22 protein-coding genes and 2 tRNA genes are annotated in these 22,392 nt (G+C 61.0%); 8 read left to right on the forward strand and 16 right to left on the reverse strand.

Features of this window, described 5'->3' with window-relative positions; all coding sequences use genetic code 11:
* Positions 1 to 15: 15 nt before the first annotated feature.
* Both rhaS and ACWTU8_RS21940 read right to left on the reverse strand, forming a co-directional pair.
* Complete coding sequence (gene rhaS, locus ACWTU8_RS21935) at positions 16 to 1,011, reverse strand: rhamnose ABC transporter substrate-binding protein (RefSeq protein WP_029356748.1); 996 nt, start codon at positions 1,009 to 1,011, stop codon at positions 16 to 18.
* Between the two features lie 45 nt (positions 1,012 to 1,056).
* Positions 1,057 to 1,866 carry a DeoR/GlpR family DNA-binding transcription regulator gene (locus ACWTU8_RS21940; protein ID WP_128342161.1) on the reverse strand — a complete coding sequence of 270 codons (810 nt, stop codon included), beginning with the start codon at positions 1,864 to 1,866 and terminating at the stop codon, positions 1,057 to 1,059.
* A 212-nt stretch (positions 1,867 to 2,078) separates the two neighbouring features.
* Between ACWTU8_RS21940 and ACWTU8_RS21945 the strand changes: the two genes are divergently transcribed.
* The 3 genes from ACWTU8_RS21945 (at position 2,079) to ggt (ending at position 7,507) form a co-directional block, all read left to right on the forward strand.
* Positions 2,079 to 4,181, forward strand: a complete 2,103-nt coding sequence (locus ACWTU8_RS21945; protein ID WP_455849810.1) for a bifunctional rhamnulose-1-phosphate aldolase/short-chain dehydrogenase — start codon at positions 2,079 to 2,081, stop codon at positions 4,179 to 4,181.
* Between the two features lie 13 nt (positions 4,182 to 4,194).
* Complete coding sequence (gene rhaI, locus ACWTU8_RS21950) at positions 4,195 to 5,484, forward strand: L-rhamnose catabolism isomerase (RefSeq protein WP_455849811.1); 1,290 nt, start codon at positions 4,195 to 4,197, stop codon at positions 5,482 to 5,484.
* Between the two features lie 283 nt (positions 5,485 to 5,767).
* Positions 5,768 to 7,507 (forward strand): gamma-glutamyltransferase, encoded by a 1,740-nt coding sequence (gene ggt, locus ACWTU8_RS21955; RefSeq protein WP_455849812.1) that lies wholly within the window; start codon positions 5,768 to 5,770, stop codon positions 7,505 to 7,507.
* Positions 7,508 to 7,691: 184 nt separating this feature from the next.
* On the opposite strand, the gene ACWTU8_RS21960 is transcribed toward ggt, so the two are convergent.
* The 13 genes from ACWTU8_RS21960 to ACWTU8_RS22020 form a co-directional block, all read right to left on the reverse strand.
* Positions 7,692 to 8,036: a hypothetical protein gene (locus ACWTU8_RS21960; RefSeq protein WP_036267505.1), complete on the reverse strand. Its 345-nt coding sequence runs from the start codon at positions 8,034 to 8,036 to the stop codon at positions 7,692 to 7,694.
* Positions 8,037 to 8,707: 671 nt separating this feature from the next.
* Positions 8,708 to 9,148, reverse strand: a complete 441-nt coding sequence (locus tag ACWTU8_RS21965) for a hypothetical protein (protein WP_029356736.1) — start codon at positions 9,146 to 9,148, stop codon at positions 8,708 to 8,710.
* 204 nt (positions 9,149 to 9,352) lie between these two features.
* Positions 9,353 to 9,937 carry a class I SAM-dependent methyltransferase gene (locus tag ACWTU8_RS21970; RefSeq protein WP_455849813.1) on the reverse strand — a complete coding sequence of 195 codons (585 nt, stop codon included), beginning with the start codon at positions 9,935 to 9,937 and terminating at the stop codon, positions 9,353 to 9,355.
* Between the two features lie 57 nt (positions 9,938 to 9,994).
* A tRNA-Phe gene (locus ACWTU8_RS21975) sits at positions 9,995 to 10,070 on the reverse strand.
* Positions 10,071 to 10,267: 197 nt separating this feature from the next.
* Complete coding sequence (gene yacG / locus ACWTU8_RS21980; protein WP_029348517.1) at positions 10,268 to 10,465, reverse strand: DNA gyrase inhibitor YacG; 198 nt, start codon at positions 10,463 to 10,465, stop codon at positions 10,268 to 10,270.
* 13 nt (positions 10,466 to 10,478) lie between these two features.
* Complete coding sequence (locus tag ACWTU8_RS21985) at positions 10,479 to 11,105, reverse strand: Maf-like protein (RefSeq protein ID WP_455849814.1); 627 nt, start codon at positions 11,103 to 11,105, stop codon at positions 10,479 to 10,481.
* Between the two features lie 27 nt (positions 11,106 to 11,132).
* Positions 11,133 to 11,351 carry a translation initiation factor IF-1 gene (gene infA, locus ACWTU8_RS21990; protein WP_006200926.1) on the reverse strand — a complete coding sequence of 73 codons (219 nt, stop codon included), beginning with the start codon at positions 11,349 to 11,351 and terminating at the stop codon, positions 11,133 to 11,135.
* An 86-nt stretch (positions 11,352 to 11,437) separates the two neighbouring features.
* Positions 11,438 to 11,905, reverse strand: coding sequence for an arsenate-mycothiol transferase ArsC (locus ACWTU8_RS21995; protein ID WP_455850022.1), 468 nt, complete (start codon positions 11,903 to 11,905; stop codon positions 11,438 to 11,440).
* Between the two features lies 1 nt (position 11,906).
* The gene (locus ACWTU8_RS22000) at positions 11,907 to 12,392 is read right to left on the reverse strand and encodes a UPF0262 family protein (RefSeq protein ID WP_029348511.1); all 486 of its coding nucleotides are present in this window, start codon (positions 12,390 to 12,392) and stop codon (positions 11,907 to 11,909) included.
* Between the two features lie 6 nt (positions 12,393 to 12,398).
* Entirely contained in the window at positions 12,399 to 13,691 is a 1,293-nt protein-coding gene (gene hisD, locus ACWTU8_RS22005) for a histidinol dehydrogenase (protein ID WP_455849815.1), read from the reverse strand.
* Positions 13,692 to 13,700: 9 nt separating this feature from the next.
* Positions 13,701 to 14,135 (reverse strand): DUF2948 family protein, encoded by a 435-nt coding sequence (locus ACWTU8_RS22010; RefSeq protein WP_455849816.1) that lies wholly within the window; start codon positions 14,133 to 14,135, stop codon positions 13,701 to 13,703.
* A 187-nt stretch (positions 14,136 to 14,322) separates the two neighbouring features.
* A complete protein-coding gene (gene murA / locus ACWTU8_RS22015) occupies positions 14,323 to 15,615 on the reverse strand; it encodes a UDP-N-acetylglucosamine 1-carboxyvinyltransferase (RefSeq protein WP_065009242.1) in 1,293 nt (430 codons plus the stop codon).
* Between the two features lie 130 nt (positions 15,616 to 15,745).
* Positions 15,746 to 15,976 carry a hypothetical protein gene (locus ACWTU8_RS22020; protein ID WP_287381009.1) on the reverse strand — a complete coding sequence of 77 codons (231 nt, stop codon included), beginning with the start codon at positions 15,974 to 15,976 and terminating at the stop codon, positions 15,746 to 15,748.
* A gap of 149 nt (positions 15,977 to 16,125) precedes the next feature.
* On the opposite strand from ACWTU8_RS22020, the gene ACWTU8_RS22025 reads away from it, so the two are divergent.
* A tRNA-Thr gene (locus ACWTU8_RS22025) sits at positions 16,126 to 16,200 on the forward strand.
* A gap of 134 nt (positions 16,201 to 16,334) precedes the next feature.
* On the opposite strand, the gene ACWTU8_RS22030 is transcribed toward ACWTU8_RS22025, so the two are convergent.
* Positions 16,335 to 17,414, reverse strand: a complete 1,080-nt coding sequence (locus ACWTU8_RS22030; RefSeq protein ID WP_455849817.1) for a GlxA family transcriptional regulator — start codon at positions 17,412 to 17,414, stop codon at positions 16,335 to 16,337.
* 115 nt (positions 17,415 to 17,529) lie between these two features.
* Between ACWTU8_RS22030 and ACWTU8_RS22035 the strand changes: the two genes are divergently transcribed.
* The 4 genes from ACWTU8_RS22035 to ACWTU8_RS22050 all read left to right on the forward strand — a co-directional run bounded on the left by ACWTU8_RS22035 (position 17,530) and on the right by ACWTU8_RS22050 (position 22,385).
* Complete coding sequence (locus tag ACWTU8_RS22035) at positions 17,530 to 18,492, forward strand: dihydrodipicolinate synthase family protein (protein WP_455849818.1); 963 nt, start codon at positions 17,530 to 17,532, stop codon at positions 18,490 to 18,492.
* Between the two features lie 54 nt (positions 18,493 to 18,546).
* Positions 18,547 to 20,148, forward strand: a complete 1,602-nt coding sequence (locus ACWTU8_RS22040; RefSeq protein WP_455849819.1) for an ABC transporter substrate-binding protein — start codon at positions 18,547 to 18,549, stop codon at positions 20,146 to 20,148.
* 140 nt (positions 20,149 to 20,288) lie between these two features.
* Positions 20,289 to 21,419 (forward strand): sialidase family protein, encoded by a 1,131-nt coding sequence (locus ACWTU8_RS22045; protein ID WP_455849820.1) that lies wholly within the window; start codon positions 20,289 to 20,291, stop codon positions 21,417 to 21,419.
* 9 nt (positions 21,420 to 21,428) lie between these two features.
* On the forward strand, positions 21,429 to 22,385 hold the full coding sequence (locus ACWTU8_RS22050; protein ID WP_455849821.1) for an ABC transporter permease: 957 nt from the start codon (positions 21,429 to 21,431) through the stop codon (positions 22,383 to 22,385).
* Positions 22,386 to 22,392: the final 7 nt, after the last annotated feature.

Raw genomic sequence — 22,392 nt, forward strand, 5'->3', positions numbered from 1 at the left:
TGAAGGGCTCCAGGATCAATAGATCTTGGAGAATTCTTCGATGTTCGACTTGTCGAACTTGAAGGGCGGAGCCATCGCAGCCGAATTGGTGTCGTCGAGCGTGACCTTGCCGACGCGGCCGATCGACAGCGTCGCACCCGGCTTGGCTTCTTCCTTCTTCACCGCCAAATCATGGGCGAGGTAGACGGCCGAGTAGCCGAGGTCGATCGGGTTCCACAGCGCGACCGCTTGGCTGGCACCGTTGTCGATGAACTTCTTGAACTCCGACGGCAGCGCCAGGCCGGTGACGTTGACCTTGCCGATCAGGCCTTGGTCGGTCACCACCTGAGCGGCGGCAACGACGCCGACCGTGGTCGGTGCGATGATCGCTTTGAGGTTCGGATAGGACTTCAAAAGGCCCTTGGCTTCGTCCGTGCTCTTGGCCGAGTCGTCGTCGCCGTAAACGGTGGCGACGAGGTTGATCTTGGGAAATTTCTCCGGCAGCACCTTCTTGGCCGCGTCGATCCAGGCGTTCTGGTTGGTCGCGGTGGACGAAGCCGACAGGATGGCGACGTCGCCGCCTTCCGGCAGGTAGTCGGCGGCAAGCTTGATGATGGTCTCGCCGATCAGGTTGGTGTCCGAGGGGTTGAGGTGGAGCTGGCGACCTTCCGGAGCGACGCCTGAATCCCACGAGATGACGGTGATGCCGCGATCCATCGCCTTCTTCAGCGCCGGCACCAGCGCGTCGGCGTCATTGGCCGAAATGGCGATGGCGTTGACCTTCTGGGCGATCAGCGAATTGATCACCTCGATCTGCGCTTCGGCGGTCGCCTTGGTCGGGCCGGTGTAGATGATATCGACGTCGCCGAGTTCCTTGGCCGCCTCTTCGGCGCCCTTGTTGGCGGCATCGAAGAAGCCATTGCCGAGCGACTTCACCACCAGTGCGATCTTGACGTTCTCGGCATAGGCGGCATTCACAAACATGGCGGCGGAGAACGCCGCCGTAACCATCAGTTTCTTCAGAAAGCTCATCGAATATCCTCCCTTGAGTGTTGCATTCCATCGCCGCTGCGGGCCTCAGGCCTGCAGCGAAGATTCTTCCTTATTGCCCAGCGTTGTGCGGGCGACGACCAGCGTCACACCGGCGGCCTCCAACATCTTGGCCTCGCGGTCCTCGATGCCGTCGTCGGTAATGACGGTCGCGATGCGCGACAGGCCGCACAGGATCAGGCTCGAGCGTTTTCGGAACTTCGACGAGTCGACCAGCACCACCAGTTCGTCGGCCTGATCGATCAGTTTCTGTTCGGCCTGGATCAGCAGCGGGTCGCCTTCCATCAAGCCGAGTGGCCCGAGCCCTTGCGCGCCCATGAACATGCGGCGCGCATAGAAATTGCGCGTCACGTCATTCTCGAAGGGCGACAGGATGATGTTCTGCTCGCGGTAGATGGTGCCGCCCGACAGCATCACCGTGTTCTTGGAGTGCTTGAGCAGGTGCTCGGCGATCGGAAAGGAATTGGTGAAGATCGGCATCCGGCGGCCGGTCAGGAAATGCACCATCTGGAAGGTGGTGGTGCCGCCATTGATGATGATCGGCTCGCCGTCCTTGCAGAGTTCCACGGCGTCCCGCGCGATCGCCCGCTTCTGCGAAGCGTTGATCGTCTCGTTGACGGAAAAAGGCCGGCCGGCAAGGCCGATGAACTGCGGTGGCGTGATCGCCTCGGCGCCGCCGCGCACGCGGCGCAGGCGCTTTTGCACATGCAATGCGGCGATGTCGCGCCGGATCGTCGCCTCGGACGAGTCCGTCAGGTCGACCATCTCCTGCACCGTCACCACAGGCTTTTCCTGGACGGCGGACAAAATGATCCTGTGGCGCTCTTTCTCGTGCATGGTTCCTCCCTGTCGAGCATCTAGGCACCCAAAACGCGCAGTGTCAATCATTTCCGATCATATAATTTCATTGTGCAGTGCAATATGATCAATCTTGATCGTTTGTGATTGACAACGCCGCCGCTTGCGTGGACATTCGAGCAAAGCTGACCCGCAATGCGGTGGCAATTGACCGCATCGTTTGCGCGTCTCACGTCACGGGAGGATTACCTATGCTCGACAAGCGCTCCGGCACGCGCCTCGCCAATCTTTGGGATGACGCGAAAGCCCAAGCAATGAGCGAGCCGGAACGTCTCGTCTATCGCTCGAATGTCCTTGGCTCCGACAAGCGCGTCACCAACTATGGCGGCGGCAACACCTCTTCCAAGATCTGGCAAAAGGATCCGCTCACCGGTGAGAGCATTGAAGTGCTGTGGGTCAAGGGCTCGGGCGGCGACAGCGCCTCGATCAAGCTCGACGGCTTCGCCACGCTCTATATGGACAAGCTCAGGGCGTTGAAGGGTCTTTATCGCGGCGTCGAGCATGAAGACGAAATGGTCGGCTATCTGCCCCACTGCACCTTCAACCTCAATCCGCGCGCGGCCTCGATCGACACGCCGCTGCACGCATTCGTGCCGAAGCCCCATGTCGACCACATGCATCCCGACGCCATCATCGCCATTGCCGCCGCCAAGGATTCGAAGGCGCTGACCAAGGAGATCTTCGGCGACGCGGTCGGCTGGCTGCCGTGGAAGCGTCCGGGCTTCGAACTCGGCCTGTGGCTGGAAAAATTCTGCCTCGAGAACCCTGAGGCCAAGGGCGTCGTCCTGGCAAGCCATGGCCTGTTCACCTGGGGCGACACCCCAAAGGAATGCTACGAGACGACGATCTCGGTGATCAACCAGGCGATCGACTGGTTCGAGCGCAAGTCTGAAGGCAAGCCGATCTTCGGTGGCGAAGTCGTCAAATCGCTCGACGCGCCAGCGCGTCGCGCCGCGGCGGCAAAGCTGATGCCGAGGATCCGCGGCCTGATTTCGGAGAAAAGCCACAAGCTTGGCCATTTCGACGATTCGCCAGCCGTGCTCGAATTCGTCAATTCGAAGGATTTGCGTCCACTGGCAGCGCTCGGCACATCCTGCCCGGACCATTTCCTGCGCACCAAGATCCGGCCGCTGGTCATCGAATTCGATCCCGGGAATCCCGACGTCGATGCCGTCATCGCCCGTCTCGCCGACGATGTGGCGGAGTATCGTGTTGGCTATCAGGCTTATTACGACCGCTGCAAGCACGTGGATTCGCCACCGGTGCGAGATCCGAACGCCGTGGTCTATCTGATGCCCGGCGTCGGCATGTTCACCTTCGCCGGCGACAAGGCGACGGCGCGCATATCGGGCGAATTCTACGTCAACGCCATCAATGTCATGCGCGGCGCCTCGACGGTGTCGACCTATGTCGGGCTGCCCGAGCAGGAAGCCTTCGACATCGAGTACTGGCTGCTCGAAGAGGCAAAGCTGCAGCGCCTGCCGAAGCCGAAGGCTCTAGCCGGCCAGATCGCGCTGGTCACCGGCGGCGCCGGCGGCATCGGCCGGGCGACGGCCAACCGGCTGCTGCGCGAAGGCGCATGCGTCGTGCTGGCCGACATCGACGAGATCGCCCTTGCCAGCGCCAATGACGAGCTGGCGAAAGCCTATGGCAAAGATTTCGTTCGGCCGCTGGTCATCAATGTCACGTCAGAGGACCAGGTGATCTCCGGCTTCGCCGAGACCGCGGTCGAGTTCGGCGGCATCGATATACTGGTGTCGAATGCCGGCCTGGCAACCTCGGCGCCGATCGAGGAGACGACGCTGGCGCTGTGGAACAAGAATATGGACATCTTGTCGACAGGCTATTTCCTGGTTTCGCGGGAAGCATTCCGTCTTTTCCGCGCGCAAAAGATCGGCGGCAACGTCGTCTTCGTCGCCTCCAAGAACGGGCTGGCAGCATCGCCCAACGCCGCCGCCTATTGCACGGCCAAGGCCGCCGAGATCCATCTGGCGCGTTGCCTGGCGCTGGAGGGCGCGGAAGCGCAGATCAGGGTCAATGTCGTTAATCCCGACGCCGTGCTGCGCGGCTCCAAGATCTGGACCGGCGAGTGGAAGGAACAGCGCGCCGCCGCCTACAAGATGTCGACCGACGACCTCGAGGAGCACTACCGCTCGCGCTCGATGCTGAAGCGTTCGGTGTTCCCCGAAGACATCGCCGAGGCGATCTATTTCTTCGCGTCCGACATGTCGGCCAAGTCGACCGGCAATATCGTCAATGTCGACGCGGGCAATGCCCAGTCGTTCACGCGCTGAGCGGAGACGGGCGATGGAACAAATCATCTCCGCCGACATCGTCGAAAAAGACAACGCCGCGCGCGAGGCCGACCTCAAGCGCGATTACGACTCGCTCGGTGAGCGTCTTGACCGTCGCGGCATCACCATCGACGCTATCAGCGACAAGGTCGAAAAATTCGCCGTGGCGATCCCGTCCTGGGGCGTCGGCACCGGCGGCACCCGCTTTGCCCGCTTTCCCGGCGCCGGCGAGCCGCGCGACATTTTCGACAAGATCGAGGACTGCGCCGTTATCCGGCAGTTGACGCAGGCGACGCCGACCGTCTCGCTGCACATTCCATGGGACAAGGCCGACCCGAACCGGCTGAAGCAGGCCGCCTCCCGCTTCGGCCTCGGCTTCGACGCCATGAATTCGAACACGTTCTCTGACGCTAAGGGCCAGGCGCTTTCCTACAAGTTCGGCTCGCTGTCGCATGCCGATGCCGCAACGCGCCGGCAGGCGGTCGAGCACAATCTCGAATGCATCGAGATTGGCAAGACGCTGGGATCGAAGGCACTGACCGTATGGATCGGCGACGGCTCGAACTTTCCCGGCCAGGTCAATTTCGCCAAGGCGTTCGAACGCTATCTCGACGCGATGAAGGAGATCTACGCCGGACTGCCGGACGACTGGAAGCTGTTCACCGAGCACAAGATGTACGAGCCGGCCTTCTATTCGACGGTCGTGCAGGATTGGGGCACCAACTACATCATCGCCACCGAACTCGGCGACAAGGCGTTCTGCCTGGTCGACCTCGGCCACCACGCGCCCAACGTCAACATCGAGATGATCGTCTCGCGGCTGATCCAGTTCAAGAAACTCGGCGGCTTCCATTTCAACGATTCGAAATATGGCGACGACGATCTCGACGCCGGCTCGATCGATCCTTACCGGCTGTTCCTCGTCTTCAACGAGCTGGTCGATGCCGAGCTTTCCGGTGCCGAAGGTTTTGATCCGGCTCACATGCTCGACCAGAGCCACAACGTCACCGATCCGATCGAAAGCCTGATGCTGTCCGCGGTCGAGGTGCAGCGCGCCTATGTGCAGGCGCTGCTGGTAGATCGCAAGGCACTGGAAGCCTATCAGGACGCCAATGACGCGCTGATGGCGACGCAAACGCTGAAAGCCGCCTATCGCACCGATGTCGAGCCGATCCTCGCCATGGCGCGGCTGAACACGGGCGGCGCCATCGATCCGGTCGCCGCCTACCGGGCGGCCGGCTATCGGGCGAAGGTCGCGGCGGAACGGCCGGCGGTTGCGAGAGGCGGCGGCGGGATCGTTTGATGTCGGCCTGAAACGAAAAACCCGCCAACGGCGGGTCGCGGCGCAAATCAGCACCATCCTTTAATTACTAGCATAATCGCCGGCACAAAGCAAAAACAAGCTTGTTTCCCTTCAGCCTTGGACGCTGTCGAAAGCCGAAGCGACATCCGATCCTCCCCGCAAGGGGGAGATCGGCAGCTTCGCCGACGGCGAATGACAGCATTCCCGAATTTTCACTCACAGCCATAGACTCGCCCGCTCCGACAGGGTCTTCTAGGCGCATCCAACGCCTCGGAGAACGGCCATGCACCCCACCCGCCGCACCCTAATCGCCGTCGGTCTTTCCCTCACTTTCGCCTTTGTGCCGCTGACGGCCATCTTCGCCGCCTCGCCGCAGCCGGCGAAGGGCGAGCACGGCATGGTGGTGACCGCTCAGCATCTGGCATCGCGAGTCGGCGTAGAGGTGCTGAAGAAAGGCGGCAATGCCGTCGATGCGGCGGTTGCCGTCGGCTATGCGCTGGCTGTGGTCTATCCGAACGCCGGCAATATCGGCGGTGGCGGCTTCATGACCATCCGCTTCAAGGACGGCCGCTCGACCTTCCTCGATTTCCGCGAGCGGGCGCCGCTCGCCTCGACGAAGACCATGTATCTCGACAAGGACGGCGAGCCGGTGAAGGGCGCCAGCCTTGACGGCTATCTCGCGGTCGGCGTGCCGGGCTCGGTGGCCGGTTTTGAAACGGCACGGGAAAAATACGGCTCGCTGCCGCGGCAGGACTTGATGGCGCCGGCCATCCGCTATGCCAAGGACGGCTTCGTGCTGGAGCAGGGCGATGTCGCCTCGCTCGAAGGCGGCGCCGAACGGCTGGCCAGCGATTCGGCCGCGGCTGCCATCTTCCTGAAGCCGGACGGCAAGCCTTATGCCATCGGCGAGCGCCTTGTTCAGGCTGATCTCGCCGCGTCGCTCTCAGCGATTTCGGAGCAAGGTCGAGATGCCTTCTACAAAGGACCGATCGCCGACGGCATCGTTAGGGCCAGCGCGGAGAAGGGCGGCATTCTGGCCAAGGCGGATTTCGAGAACTACGCGGTCCGCGAGCTCAAGCCGGTGACCTGCAATTACCGCGGCTATGAGATCACCTCCTCGCCGCCACCGAGCTCGGGCGGCGCCATCATCTGCGAGATCCTCAACGTACTGGAATTCTATCCGCTGTCCTATCTTGGCGCGGGTTCCGCCGAAACCGTCAAAATCATGGTCGAGGCGATGCGCCATGCCTATGTCGATCGCAACTCGGCGCTCGGCGATCCCGACTTCGTCGACAATCCGGTCGAAAAACTGCTCGACAAGAATTATGCGAAGGAAATCCGCGAAAAGATCGATCCGTTCCGGGCCGGGGTGTCGCAGGACTTGATGCCGAAGGGCTTTGGTGAGAGCCAGGAGACGACGCATTATTCGATCGTCGACAATGACGGCAACGCCGTCGCGGTAACCTATACGCTGAACGGTTCGTTCGGCGCCGGCGTCGTCGCCGACGGCACCGGTATCCTGCTCAACAACGAGATGGACGATTTCACCCAGAAACCGGGCGTGCCCAATCTCTACGGCCTCGTACAGGGCGATGCGAATGCGATCGAGCCGAGGAAGACGCCGCTGTCGTCGATGAGCCCGACCATCGTCGCCAAAGACGGCAAGCCGTTCATGGTCATCGGCAGCCCCGGCGGCTCGCGCATCATCACCATCACGCTTGAAGCGATCGTCAATGTCGTCGATCATGGCATGAACATCCAGGAGGCGATCGACGCGCCGCGCATCCACCACCAGTGGCTGCCAGACACGGTCTATATCGAACCGTTCGGCCTGTCGCCCGATACCGAAAAGCTGCTTGCCGGCATGGGCTACCACCTCGATGTCACCGAGGCGACCTGGGGCCAGGCGGCCGGCATCCTGGTCGGCGGCAAGAGCCTGGCCGAGATCGAGAAGGGCGGCGGCGCCCGCTACAACGGCGCTATCGACAGCCGCGCCGCATCCGGCGAGGCGATCGGATATTAAATTTCGTGCGCCCCGGGTCTGTTGAGATTCAGGTCAGGCCGAGCCGGAGTCGAAGACGGGCGCGAAGCGACCCAGACTGCGTGGTTTCCGAGAACCGGAACGGAGCGTACTTTCGGTACGCGAGTACCGGAAGCGCAGGAGACCACCATTCGCAGGCCGGCATCATCTAAGTATCGGCAGACCATCAGATGACCAGCGTTATGGTGGACGCAATCAGCATCACGGCTGCGATGCCGACGAACAAGGCATAGATACGCGGCCGATCGAGCAGAAGCGCATTTCCGGATATCCACGCCGCAGTGGCGCCGCCAAGCGCGTACAGGAAACCGTTGCGATGGCCCAAGGCCAGGGTTGCGGCCATCAAGCCGCCAATGATGAGGGCGCCGAACACGATGATCACGGCGACCGCGTATTTCTCGAAATCGTTGCTGGCCACACCCGGACCCATCACGTTCAACGTCGTCAGGTCGTCCGGGTCGAAGGGGTTGGCCGACCCATATTCGTCTTGACCGACAGGCTCGCGCATCATTCATTCTCCTTGAAGCGGCAACAAATCATCAAGCCTTGCCGAGCGCAACTGCATCGCGCCGCGTTCAATGCGATCGGCACCGTCTTCAACACTTTCTGGCCGCAGCTTGCTACCGGTTTTTTGGATTTATGTCGGATCGTCCTGTCATTCCAGGCGATCTGTCGGATTGGAATCGCAGCCGGGCGTTCCGAGTTGAAAGTCCGCCGCTCTGGAGGCGGCTTCGAACCGCTGCCCCTGACTATCGGGCCTGACGATCGCGCGCAGGCCTCGCCCTCGCAACGGCGTGCTCGACGTTGTCGGTGGCGAAGATTGGTCAGCGGCGAAGTTGGCCGGCGCCACTTTGGGGGGGCGTTGGGGTAGGTTGCCTGATGGGCGCCGGCCAGGCGGAAATCAGGTCCGCCGCAAGGAAATATAACAGGAATTGCGCGGTATTGGCAGTGGTGTGATCGCGGAAGGATGGTTCGCGCTTCCCGGTGCGGTGACCCATTATGGGTCAGTCGCCTGGCACCTGAATTGCACGGTAGGCAATGCTGGGCCAACAGCCCGGAAGTTGTCCCCAAATATGGGGCCTCGCCGCTTCGCAAATGGAGCGGCGGGCCTTTTTGGCACACCGTCGTGAGCGCGGCACCGCCGGAACTCAAAGGCAGCGTTTTGCAACACGCCTGGATTTCTTATGCGGCCGGAGCCGGCGGCAGTTCGAACAGGTTGGCGCCATTCTCCTGGCCTCGCTCGACATAGCCGATTATCCGAAACCATTTTGCGACGTCCGGTCTCTGGAGCCAGCTGCGCGAATGAATGGGGAGGTTGCCGGCGAGCGCCTGGATATGGCGGATGTGCCGCTTGCAGAAGCGAACGGTCGCGGCACTGAAGAAATCCTCCTGTGCGGCGAACAGCGTATCAGCAGCGTCGCTATGCTCGTGCCACGCAATGATCGCCACGGTCTTTTCGCCCTGGACAAGCGCGTGAGCACGGCCTTCTTTCAAGTTCATCATCAGATTGTCGTAGGCGATCTTGCTGTCCTTGCCGGCCGCGGCGTATTCGTCCGATATCCGCTTGGACAGATCACGGAAAAGAGCTTCCAGATCTCCAACCGTTGCTGCGCGTGCTCTCATTTCGCCTCCTAGAGCCCCAGCAGGCAGTTTGCCCTAAGGATAAGAGGATCACCAAGCAAATCAAATCCGTCATCCGCCCGACGCGAGCAAAGACGTTTCGCGGGGCGAAGCCGCCGTGATGTGCTCAGGTCACGTGATTTTGCCGATAGGCGCGGGAAATGCGTCTGGTGCGTGAGTCGCGCAGGTAATCGCCGTCCGCCCGGCCTAGTGGCGATGATAAGCCAGAACTGTACTGCCGCGTGGCGACTTGTGGCGATCAGAAAAGGTGAACCCGGCACCCTCGATTAGAGACTGAAGACGGATGTCGTCTTCGTCGGGAACTCGCGCCACAATGGTTTGTGCGCGGCTGATGATGTCGGTGAAGATGCGATCGGCGTTCTCTTGGCCCAACCCTCTGCGGACATGCTGGTACACAGCGAGAAAAAGAACGATATCGTAACGGTCATTTAGAACAGATTGAAGCTTTCGACTCCCAAGACTCATGGTGTCAAATCGACTTTCTACGTTCGATCCTAGAAAGATAGAACGCGCCACGCGGGTGTGAGGCTTCAGAACGTCAACGCCGTGGATGTAGGCCGGTCTGCGTTTGGCGATTTCATAAGCGACGATGCCCATATTGCAGCCAACATCAAGGATCGTCTTACCGGAGTAGTTTACCCCGCATGAAAATAATCCATCGAGCCGATCGTCCCACGTTCCTGCGCTATATTTCTTGTGCGATTTCCAAAAAGGCACGACTATCCTTCCGTGTCCTGGACCAAGTCGAATTTTATCTGCGCCCTCGTGCATTTTCCGGCAAAGTCCAACGAAACGTCTGTCGGACCGTTAAGCAATTGCCATGGAAAATGGTGCCCAGAGGCGGATTCGAACCACCGACACGCGGATTTTCAGTCCGCTGCTCTACCAACTGAGCTATCTGGGCCTGTTCCGGCACGCGGGCAGTTCTGCACGCCGGATTTCTCGAAAGCGCCGCAGGCGCCCCTTGAAAGCGCGTGGGTTATAGCACGGGAATCCGGCCTGTCCAGCGCTTAAGCGTTGATTTCAAGCGGGAAACGAACAGTTGCCCGATAGGCGGATTCATGGGACGCGGTCGAGGCCCGCAGGCTGCTCTGCACAGCCTCATTTGGCAGGGTCGTTGTCGGGTTCGTCCTCGTCGTCGCGGGCCGGAATGACGTAGGCGCCCTTGAGCCAGCGGTTGAGGTCGATCTCTTTGCAGCGCACCGAGCAGAACGGGTAGGTCTCACGCGCCGACGGCTTTCCGCATTCGGGGCAGGGCCGCTTGGGGCGCAGCGGCGTTACCTTGTCGTCCGAGCTCATGACCGCACCGAACTCATGGCCGAGCTGACTGCCATTTGGCATAAACCTTGAAACCCTCGCCGGTCAGCAGCGCCACCGTCTCATAGAGCGGCAGGCCGACGACGTTGGTGTAGGAGCCGACAAGCTTGACCACGAAAGCGCCGGCCAGCCCCTGGACGGCATAGCCGCCGGCCTTTCCGCGCCATTCTCCCGAGGCGACATAGGCGTCGATCTCGGCGCGCGGCAGCCGCTTGAAACGCACCCTGGTCTCGACCAGCCGCTGGCGCAGCTTGCCCCCCGGCGTGATCAGGCAGATGCCGGAATAGACCCGGTGCGAACGGCCGGAAAGCAGGCCGAGGCAATTGGCGACGTCGTCGAACGTTTCGGCCTTGGGCAGGATGCGCCGGCCGACTGCGACCACCGTGTCGGCGGCCAGCACGAAGCTGGGCACATAGTCCTCTTCCGCCTGCAGCGAGGCCATTGCCTTCTCGGCCTTTTCCTTCGACAGGCGCTTGGCCAGCGAACGCGGATGCTCGGCGCGCAGCGGCGTCTCGTCGACACCGGCCGGCAGCACGCGGTCCGGCTCAATGCCGGCCTGCTGCAACAGTTCGATCCGGCGCGGCGAACCCGAGGCAAGCACGAGCTTCTGCAAAATGCTCATCGCGATCCCGGCCGAACTCTGACGATTTTACTTGAAACGGTACGTGATGCGGCCCTTGGTCAGGTCGTAGGGTGTCATCTCGACCAGGACCTTGTCGCCGGTGAGCACGCGGATGCGGTTCTTGCGCATGCGGCCGGCCGTGTGGGCGATGATTTCGTGTTCGTTTTCGAGCTTCACCCTGAACATCGCGTTGGGCAACAATTCCGTGACGACACCCGGAAACTCGAGGACTTCTTCCTTCGGCATTCGATACCTTTGCTTGGATGGGATTCCCAGCGCCCGGCCGGAATTTGCGCGGAACCTATATGATAATCGTGCGCTTGTGAACACGCTTAATCAGCGCCGTTTTTTGCTTCCGGCTCTAGGAAACGGCGGCCGATTCGCGCCCTTAGCCGTTCGCGCACCTCGCGATAGGCGGCCATGATCTGCTCACGCGTGCCGCTGACGCCAGTCGGGTCCGGCATCGGCCAATATTCGACATCGACGGCAAGCGAGCGGGTAAGCTCGAGCGCGGTGTGATGCGCTTCCGGCGACAGTGTGACGATCAGATCGAAATAGTCGTCCTCGAGATCGTCCAGTGTCCTCGGGTGCCGCTCACCCAGCGAAAGCCCGTCCTCGGCCAGCACGGCGTCGACGAACGGGTCGCGTTCGCCGCCGCGCACCCCGGCCGACGCCACGAAGGTGGTGGCCGGAAGCACCTGGCGCGCCAGCAGTTCGGCCATCGGCGAGCGCACCGCGTTCATGCCGCAGACAAACAGGATCGAGCGGGGCAGGATCGAGCGGGGCAGAGGGGCTGGCAGTTCAGCCTCGCCAGTGCAGCACGCAGACCAGCGTGAACAGCCGGCGCGCCGTGTCGAAATCGATTTCGATCTTGCCGGCCAGCCGGTCCATCAAGGTCTGTGAGCCCTCATTGTGCAGCCCGCGCCGGCCCATGTCGATCGCCTCGATCTGGCTGGGGGTCGAGGTGCGGATGGCGTCGTAATAGCTTTCGCAGATCATGTAATAGTCCTTGACGATGCGCCTGAGCGGCGTCAGCGACAGGATGTGGGTGACCACGGCAGCGCCGTCCTCGCGCGTCACTGCGAAGACCAGGCGGGATTCGGCCAGCGACAGTTTTAGCCGATAAGGCCCGGCGCCGTCGTCATTGACCGGCTGGAAGCTGTTTTCCTCGATCAGGTCGAAGATCGCCACCGCCCGCTCATGCTCGACATCGGGCGTCGAACGGCCGATCGATTCATCGAGTTCGACATCGATCAGCTTGGCATAGGTTCGATCGTAGTCCGACATGTCAGTCTACATGTTCAGCCGGATGGCGACGGAGCGTCCATGCGCGTCGAGGCCTTCCGCCTTGGCCAGCGCGATGGCCGCCGGTGCCAGCGCCCGCAACTGCTCCGGCCCGAGCTTCAGGATCGAGGTGCGCTTGATGAAATCGAGCACCGAAAGACCGGACGAGAAGCGCGCCGAGCGCGCCGTCGGCAGCACGTGGTTGGAGCCGCCGACATAGTCGCCGATGGCTTCCGGCGTGTGACGGCCGAGAAAGACGGCACCGGCATTGCGCATCCGCGCCAGGAAGGCTTCCGGCTCGTCGATGGCAAGCTCGACATGTTCGGCCGCGATGCGGTCGACCAGCGGCAGTGCTGCCTCGATTTGGGGAACAAGGATGACGGCGCCGAAGTCGCGCCAGCTCGCCGCCGCCGTCTCCCCGCGCGGCAGGCTCTGCAACTGGCGTTCGACCGCCTGTCCGACCGCCGCGCCGAAGACGGGATCGTCGGTGATCAGGATCGACTGCGCCGACACGTCATGCTCGGCCTGGGCAAGCAGGTCGGCGGCGATCCAGTCCGGATCGTTGCTGCCGTCTGCCACGACAAGCACTTCCGAAGGCCCGGCGATCATGTCGATGCCGACCGTGCCGAACACCTGGCGCTTGGCCGCGGCGACATAGGCATTGCCGGGGCCGACGATCTTGGCGACCGGCTTTATCGTCTCGGTGCCATAGGCCAGTGCCGCGACCGCCTGCGCGCCGCCGACGCGGTAGATTTCGGATATGCCGGTCAGATCCGCCGCCACGAGCACCAGCGGATTGATGATGCCGTAGGGCGCCGGCACCGCCATGACGATACGCTCGACGCCGGCGACCTTGGCCGGCACGGCGCTCATCAGCACCGAGCTTGGATAGCTCGCCGTGCCGCCCGGCACATAGAGCCCGACCGCCTCGATCGCCGTCCAGCGCGAGCCGAGCTCGACGCCGGCAGCGTCCGTGTAGCGGTCGTCCTTCGGCCGCTGCCGCTCGTGATGGGAACGGATCCGGTCACGGGCGAATTTAAGCGCCTCGATCGTCTGCGGGTCGGCCGCATCATAGGCCTTGGCGATGTCGTCTTGCGACACGGCCATGCCGAGGCCTTTCAGATCGGCCTGTTCGAATTTCTGCGTATACTCGATGAGCGCCGCGTTGCCCTCGGCGCGCACCCGCGCGATGATCGCGCGCACCACGGCGTCGACGTCCGCCGAGACCTCCCGCTTGGTCAAAAGGAACGCGGCAAAACGCTGCTCGAAATCGGCATCGGACAGACGAAGGGTGATGGCCATCTTGTGTACTCAGGCTCTGTGGAAGGGGCGCGACGTCGCTTCCCAGGCGCCGCCGATGTCAGCGAGCCGCGCCTCGATGCACTCGACATCGAGCATGATCGCGCCGCCGCCTGAAAAGATCAGCTCGACAATGCCGGCCGGCTTGTCGAGGGCGACGAAGCTGATCGCCAGCAGCGACAGCACCTCGTCCGGCTTGTCGCGGGCAATGCCGCTGGTTTTGGCGCCCAGCACACGGTCGAAATGCAGCACGCTTTGCCGCCGCTCATTGTGCTGGCGGAACAGGCCCGTTTTCGCCTCCCAGACGAAGCGGTTCATCGTCATCACGAAGCGCTTGGCCGCCGGCATATATTCGAGGTCGCCGACCTTCAGCACGGCGTCCTGGACATGGGCCGAAACGATGCTCAGATCCTGATCGTCGAGCGCGACAAGCTTGAGAGCGTTCATGCGGATTTGCACCTGAAAGTTGACGGTTCGACCTTCTGTTAGAGCATGATCCCAAAAAGTGGAAACCGGTTTTTGGAAAAGGTCCTGCTCGGCAGGAATCTGGAGCCTGATCTCGGTTGAATCGAGATCAGATTCCAGCCGGTCTTTCCGGCTCGTGCAACCGCGCCGCAAAGCCTTGCCAAATCGTCTAAGCCGAAATCCGCTCGATCACCGCGCCGCAGCCGGACAGCTTTTCTTCCAGCCGCTCGAAGCCGCGGTCGAGATGGTAGACCCGGTTGACCGTGGTCTCGCCTTCGGCCGCCAGGCCGGCGATGACCAGCGACACCGAAGCGCGAAGATCGGTCGCCATGACCGGCGCGCCCTTCAGCTTCGAAACGCCGTCGACGATCGCCGTCTGGCCGGACAGTGTTATGTGGGCGCCGAGCCGGGCAAGCTCCTGCACGTGCATGAAGCGGTTTTCGAAGATCGTCTCAGTGATGCGCGACTTGCCCTTGGCCATCGTCATCAGGCCCATGAACTGCGCCTGCAGGTCGGTCGGGAACGCCGGGAAGGGCGCTGTCGTCACGTCGACCGGCGCAATGCCGGCGCCGTTGCGCCTGACGCGGATGCCGGAATTGGTCTGCGTGATCTCGGCGCCGGTCTGGGAAATCACGTCGAGCGCGGTCTGCAACAGGTCAGCCCGCGCGCCTTCGAGCATGACGTCGCCGCCGGTCATGGCGACGGCCATCGCATAGGTGCCGGTCTCGATGCGGTCGGGTATCACCCGGACGCGCGCGCCCGACAGCGCTTCGACGCCGTCGATGGTGATGGTCTCGGTGCCGGCGCCATAAATCTTGGCGCCCATGGCGTTGAGGCATTCGGCGAGGTTGACGATCTCGGGCTCGCGGGCGGCGTTTTCGAGCACCGTCTCGCCATTGGCCAGCGACGCCGCCATGACAAGCACATGGGTGGCGCCGACCGACACTTTCGGGAAGACGTAGCGGTTGCCGACAAGACGGCCGTTCCTGGTCTTGGCGATGACGTAACCTGTATCGACGTCGATATCGGCGCCGAGCACCTGAAGGCCTTCCAGGAAAAGATCGACCGGGCGCGTGCCGATGGCGCAGCCGCCGGGCAGCGACACCTTGGCCTCGCCCATGCGGGCAAGCAGCGGGCCGATCACCCAGAAGGAGGCGCGCATCTTCGACACCAGCTCGTAAGGTGCGGTGGTGTCGACGATGTTGCGGGCAGAGAGATTGATGGTGCGCGAATAGCCCTCCTGCTGTTTTTCGCGGCGGCCATTGACCGAATAGTCAACGCCATGATTGCCGAGGATGCGGATAAGCTGCTCGACATCGGCCAGATGCGGCACGTTTTCCAGGGTCAGCGTGTCGTCGGTCAAAAGCGAGGCGATCATCAGCGGCAGCGCGGCGTTCTTCGCGCCCGAGATCGGGATGCTTCCGGCAAGCTTGTTGCCGCCGACAATTCTGATGCGATCCATGGAAGAGCGTCCCCTCGGCCGAGAGGCCGGTTTTCAATCGGTTGAGTCTGTTGTGGCCGGTCTAGACCATTGGCCGACTTGGTTCAAGAAACAGGATTCCCGCACCCTGGACCCGGCCTGTTGATATAGGTCAATCCGTTTGCGTTTTCCTTAAGGTGCCGAGCCCTTCCGGCCGCTGGTCCGCCTCGCCGGTGCGCCGCTTGTCGGCGTCGCCGGTGCGCCGCGAGCGCGACTGCGCCTTGCGCTTCTGCAGATTGGCGCGCAGTTGCTCGGCGAGCCGGCTCTTGCGGTCGGCCTTTTTCGGTTGGCTGTCCTTTTTCGACGGACCGCCCTTGTCAGGTGGGATTGTCTTGTCGTTCATGGTTCCGTCCCGGCGAGCCTGTTATGAAGGGATACCCAACATTGTGGCGCTGCCATGTCCGGAAAAGCCGTCGGAGCGGGCTTTCACAGATGGCTTGCGCTTGGCCTTGCGCTTGCCGGTTCGATATGGCAGAAGCCCCGCCATCAGCGGCTGCGGTAGCTCAGTGGTAGAGCACTCCCTTGGTAAGGGAGAGGTCGAGAGTTCAATCCTCTCTCGCAGCACCATCTCATCCCGTTGAAATCATTGAAGCCATTGACACGCAACGGCTTCTGTCCATTCTGACGTTACAAATGCCGTAACAAATTGGATGGAAATTGATGACAGGCCGCGTTCGCAACCTCTTGAATCGAGACGGCCGCTATTTTGCACGGCTAGCGTAAGAGATTTTAGGGCGGCCCCCGGGGTCATAGCTTGTGCTGAACCGCCTGAGACTTTCGGCCGAAACGCTGCGCCGGTATTGGCGCGGAGAGACTCGATAGATCTTCCTAAACGCCCTGCAAAATACCGATGGTGAGGTAAATCCGCATGCGAGCGCGATTTCCTTGACACTCATGCTACTATAAAAGAGATACTCGCGGGCGTGGTCCATTCGGAGGTGAATGTAATAATCAGAAGGTAGAGTGTTCAAATCTTGTTTGAACAAACTTTCCAACTTTCTCTGAGTTATTCCGAATCGTGCTGAAATCTTGTCGATCTTCTGGGGGCTTTCGATATTCTCGCTCATGAACGAACATATCCTCTTCAGCAGCACCGAATCCTTCGTGACGGCGTTTGGTTCGTCCGGCAACTGCCGCTCGGCGCCACCACGATGAGGATGATGCACCAATCCATTCGCCACCTTTTCCATCAGTGCACGGCCATGCGCGGTCGAAATGAGCGTCAGCATGAGGTCCAGGGTAGAACTGCCGCCGGCGCACGTCAGACGCCGCTCATCGATTTGATAGATCCGATCAGTGAGGCTCACTGCCGGATAATGCTCGCGTAGGGTCGGTGCGATCTCCCAGTGGACCGCCGCATCATGGCCGTCGAGCAGGCCTGCCGCCGCCAGCAGGAAAATGCCTGAATCAAATGCCCCGAGCTTTGTGCCGTGCCGGTCGATATGGCGCAGCCAGTTCAAAATGCCCTGGGAGCAATGATCAAGTGGGTGGTTGCCCGCTACGGCAAAGCACATCGACAGCTTTGGGCAATCGGCAATGCTGTGGTCGACGGCCAGTGTCATTCCATTGGTCGCAGTAACCGGGCCGCCATCGGCGGAGACGAGGTGCCATTCATAGAGGCGCTGCTCGCTGTTGTGATTGGCAACACGCAGGGCCTCGATTGCCGGAAACAGCCCGTAGAAAGGGAAGTCGGGCACAATCAGGAAACCGAATCTCTCGCTCATCCCACGGTCCTTCACGTCGTCGTCGAACCTGCCCGGAACTTTGACGGCAAAACGCATTTTTCAGCGATAATCAGCCTAGCTCGCAAAAAATGTCAACAATTGCGCAAGGAATGCACATTCGGGATAACTGCTTTGCGGTAGGGTTCCCGTAGATACCTCTATGGAAACCAAAATGCTGAACTCATCCAGATATACTGTGCTCAAAAGCCGCCTTGAAGGTTGCTACATAACTATTCCTACCATGTTCTCGGATCCAGAACTCGACACTGATCTCAACGCAACTAGAAAAGTTGTTAGATCAATGCTTGACCGCGGCATGGATGGAAAGCACGGAACATTGCTGGCAGGCGGTGCGGCCGGAGATTTCTCGACCGTTACTTTCGATGAAAGACTGCGCCTGATCGACGCAGTTCTCGAAGAGGCTAATGGAGCCATGCCGGTCGCAGTCGGCGGTCAAAGCACATCAACGCGTGAGGTGGTGGCACTCGCAAAGGCGGCAAGCAAGGCAGGCGCCGACTTCCTTCAGATCTCCTGCCCATTCTACTTCGGCCATACCGAAGCGGATTTCTTCGAGCATGTCGCCGCGGTCGCGGACGCCTCCGATATCGGGCTGATCATCTACAACACGTTCTGGACAAGCAGCAATCTGTCTAACGAGCTGATCGACCGAGTGTCCGCGATTCCAAGCGTAGTCGGGCTGAAATGGGCAACGGCGCGCACCGACAGCATGGAATTCGAAGAGGTGGTCGCAAAGTTCTCTGACAGATTCTGCATCATCGACAATCAGCTGAAATTCGTCATCAGCCATATGCTCGGCGCAAGAGCCTATGAGGTGCATACATGCAATTACTGGCCCGAATGGGGCACTCAACTTGTCGATGACCTGAACGCCGGAAAATACGAGCAGGTTCAACGCTCGCTCGTCACGAATGTCTTGCCATTCTACCAGCTGTGGAGGGAAATCGAGAGCGAGTTCACTAGCGGCGACGGCTATCTGGACAAGCTCTGCATGGAACTGGTGGGAATGCCGTCTAGTCGGTGCCGTCCGCCAACCAGAGACATTCGCGAAAAATATCGGGAAAAGGCGCGCACGATGCTGATCAACAGCGGCACGCCGGGTGTCGCGGCTTTGTAGGCGACGGTCGCGGAACGCTGAAAAAAACACGCTGCACAATAGGGAGATTAGGTGATGCAAGAGAAACCGGAATTTCTGAACAGCCAGCTTTCGGGCGCAACGATCAGCCGGCGTCATTTCCTGATGGGCGCGACAGCGCTCGGCCTCGCGAGTCAGGCATTGTCGTTCTCAGGGCGAGCCGTGGCCGCGACTGCGAAGAGGGGCGGCCGGCTTCGTTTGGGCTGCACCGGCGGCGCGACGAGCGACACGCTTGATCCCGCGCTCATCCTCGACATCTACATGAACCAGGTCAGCTTTGGACAATTGAGGAATTGCCTCACCGAAATCGCGGCGGACGGGAGCCTCAGCGCCGAACTCGCCGAAAGCTGGGAGCCCTCGCCCGACGCCAAGGTCTGGACGTTGAAACTGAGGAAGGGAGTCGAATTCCACAATGGCAAATCGTTGACCGCCCAAGATGTGATCGCATCGTTGAACCATCATCGCGGCAAGGATACGAAATCGGCGGCCAAGGATATCGTCAAGCCGATCGTCGACATGAAGGCCGATGGCGACGGCGTGGTCGTAGTGACCCTTGCGGAGGGCAATGCCGACTTCGCCTATCTGCTGAGCGATGCGCGCCTCGGGGTTTGCCCAGCGACACCCGAAGGGGGCATCGACTGGAAATCCGGCATAGGCACCGGCGGATATGTTCTGGAATCCTTCGATCCCGGTGTGCGCACGGTCACCAAGCGCAACCCGAATTACTGGAAGGAGGGACGGGCGCACTTCGACGCAGTCGAGACGCTATTCATTGCCGACGTAGTGGCCAGGACCAATGCGCTGAGGTCCGGCGAAATCGACGCCATGAACAAGGTCGATCTCAAAACCGTCAGCCTGCTCAAACGTGCGCCTGGCGTGGTCGTTTTTGCCGGCGAAAGCAGTCAGCACGTGTCGTTGCCGATGCACGCGAATACGGCGCCGTTCGACAACAATGATGTGCGCCTGGCGTTGAAGTATGCGATCGACCGTGAGAAATGGCTGAGCGCGATCATGAAGGGTTACGGCAAGATAGCCAACGACTTTCCGATCGGTCCGGCCAACAGATACTACGCGACTGCCGACGAGATTCCGCAACGCACTTATGACATCGACAAGGCGAAATTCCACCTCAAGAAAGCGGGCCACGACAGTCTCAACGTCCAGCTTCACGTCGCCGAAACGGCGTTCGCCGGAGCGACCGACGGTGCCCAGCTCTACCAGGAAGAGGCCAGGGCTGCCGGAATCAATATCGAAGTCGTCCGCGAACCCGAGGATGGCTATTGGTCCAACGTCTGGCTCAAAAAGCCTTGGTGCGCCAGCTTCTGGGCCGGACGTCCAACCGAGGACTGGATGTTCACACAGGTGTATTCCGCCGGCGCGTCTTGGAACGAGTCGATGTGGGACAATGAGCGTTTCAACAAGCTGCTGGTCAGCGCACGCTCGGAACTCGACGAGACGAAACGGCGGGACATGTATATCGAGATGCAGCGTATCCTGCACGATGAGGGCAGCACGGTGATCCCGCTCTTCGGGTCCTATGTCCAGGCTGTGAGCGACAAGATCCAGCTCCCGGAGGTTATAGGCAACAATCTGGAGTTTGATGGCGGCAAATGCGCCGAAAGGTGGTCCTTCGCCTAGGGACCGGAACGCGGAAGCAAGCGACGCCGAATGTCGGCGTCGCTCCCACCTCGTCCCATAGGACAGGCTCTGCAAGCTGCTTGCAATGATGACGGCTCAGTTTGGCTGTTCAGCGAATAATACCGGAGACCCCAAGGAACATGATAGTTCCACGCAAGAGCCGCAACAGCATTGTGGCGAGAAACGAGTTCGCCTATCAGGCGCACCCGCATATCGTGATCGCGCCCGACGGAACCTGGCTGGTCGTCTTCAACAACACCGTGCGAGGTGAGCACACACTGCATCCACCGCATGATCCGCGTTATCGCAACATGCTGACGCGATCGTTCGATCGGGGCGCTACTTGGGAACCGGCCGAGGTGGTGCCAGGCTATGAGTGGTCCGGCGTCGAGTGTGCCGGCCTTACCGTGCTTTCCTCTGGCGAAATCATGCTGAACCAGTGGCAATTCGAGTGGATTCCGCTCGGTCGAGCGCTCAGTGCGCAGAACCAGAACAGATACGACCTGCCGGAGGCATTCGCATCTGAGATGACGGATTCGGGCGAGCTCGAAACGGGGCCGAAAATCGCTGGCCGCGCTAGGAAGTTCGCGCCTTGGGCACGGGGAAAAGGCCGGACGGTCGTGCACTTCTCCGAAGATTGCGGCGCGAGTTGGGGACAAACCCGCCAGATCGAAACGGCACCCTATTCGGGGGGCTATGGTCTGCGCGGCGCGGTCGAACTGAAGAACGGCCGACTCATCATGCCCTTGAACGACATCCCGGACTACCAGCGGATCTTCGTCGTCATCTCCGACGACCGGGGGCGGAGTTGGGGCAAACCGATATTTGCAGCCTGGTCGGCCGATCATCTGTTCACCGAGCCGGACCTCGTCGAGACCGATAATGGCAGGCTGCTGCTTGTCTTTCGAGACGACCGGACCGGACATTTGTTCTCGGCGATATCCGAGGACGGCGGCCTCCATTGGAGCGAGGCGGTCCAAACTCCGATCGCGGGCTACCCGCCCCACCTTATCAAAACTTCCGACGGGCGGGTTTTGTGCACCTACGGACATCGCAAACCCGACTACAGCATTCGCGGCGTGTTTTCGCATGATGGCGGCGGCAGCTGGGATGTCGAGAACGCCGTCTGCATTCGCGGCGGGCTGCCCAACAAGGATCTCGGCTATCCCGGCACCATCAGCACCGGACCCGGAGACTTCTTCACCGTGTATTATTGCCAAGACGAGTGCGGCATCACGGGGATCGAGGCGACGAACTGGTCGCCGGTATAGGAAGACGCGATGGGAAAAATCACAAGGATCATCCTTCAGCGAATCGGCTTTGGCGTCATCACCCTGTTCGTGGTTTCGGTGATCGTTTTCTCGGCCGTCGAACTGCTACCGGGAGATGTTGCGCAGCAGGTCCTGGGCCAATCGGCGACGCCCGAGACGGTTGCGGCGTTCCGCAAAGAACTTGGTCTCGATCAGCCGCCTTTCAAGCGGTATTTCACCTGGATCGGTGGTATCGCAACCGGCGATTTCGGAAGATCACTCGCCAGCGGGCGCGAAATCTCGGAGCTTATGGGCGTCCGGCTGGGCAATACACTTCTGCTCGCCGCGTTGGCTGCGCTCTTTGCTGTTCCGCTGGCGATATTCCTTGGTGTGACAGCAGCGATCTATCGGAATTCCCTTTTCGACCGGATCGTCAACATTGTCACCCTGTCTTCGATCTCGGTGCCGGAGTTCCTAGTCGCCTACATTCTGCTGTTGATATTCGCGGTTAATGCAGGGATATTTCCTTCACTGTCCAACATCGCGCCTGGGGCAGGATTCTATGAGAGGCTCGACAAGATGCTTCTCCCCGCGCTGACGCTGACCTTCGTGGTCGTCGCGCACATGATGCGCATGACGCGAGCCTCGATCGTCAACTTGCTGGCAAGCCCTTACATCGAGATGGCGCGGCTGAAGGGAATGCCGCGCTCGCGCATTATCGCCCGTCACGCGCTGCCGAACGCGCTCGCGCCGATCATCAACGTGGTAGCTCTCAACCTTGCGTATCTGGTCGTCGGCGTTGTGGTCGTGGAGGTGGTATTCGTCTATCCCGGGCTTGGGCAACTGCTGGTCGACTCAGTCTCCAAGCGCGACATTCCAGTCGTCCAGGCGGCAAGCCTCAGCTTCGCGTCCATCTACATTGTTCTCAATCTCATCGCTGACATTTTGTCGATCCTGACCAGCCCGCGACTGATGCATGCGAGGTAACGAGTCC

The sequence above is a fragment of the Mesorhizobium sp. BHbdii genome (assembly GCF_053848045.1).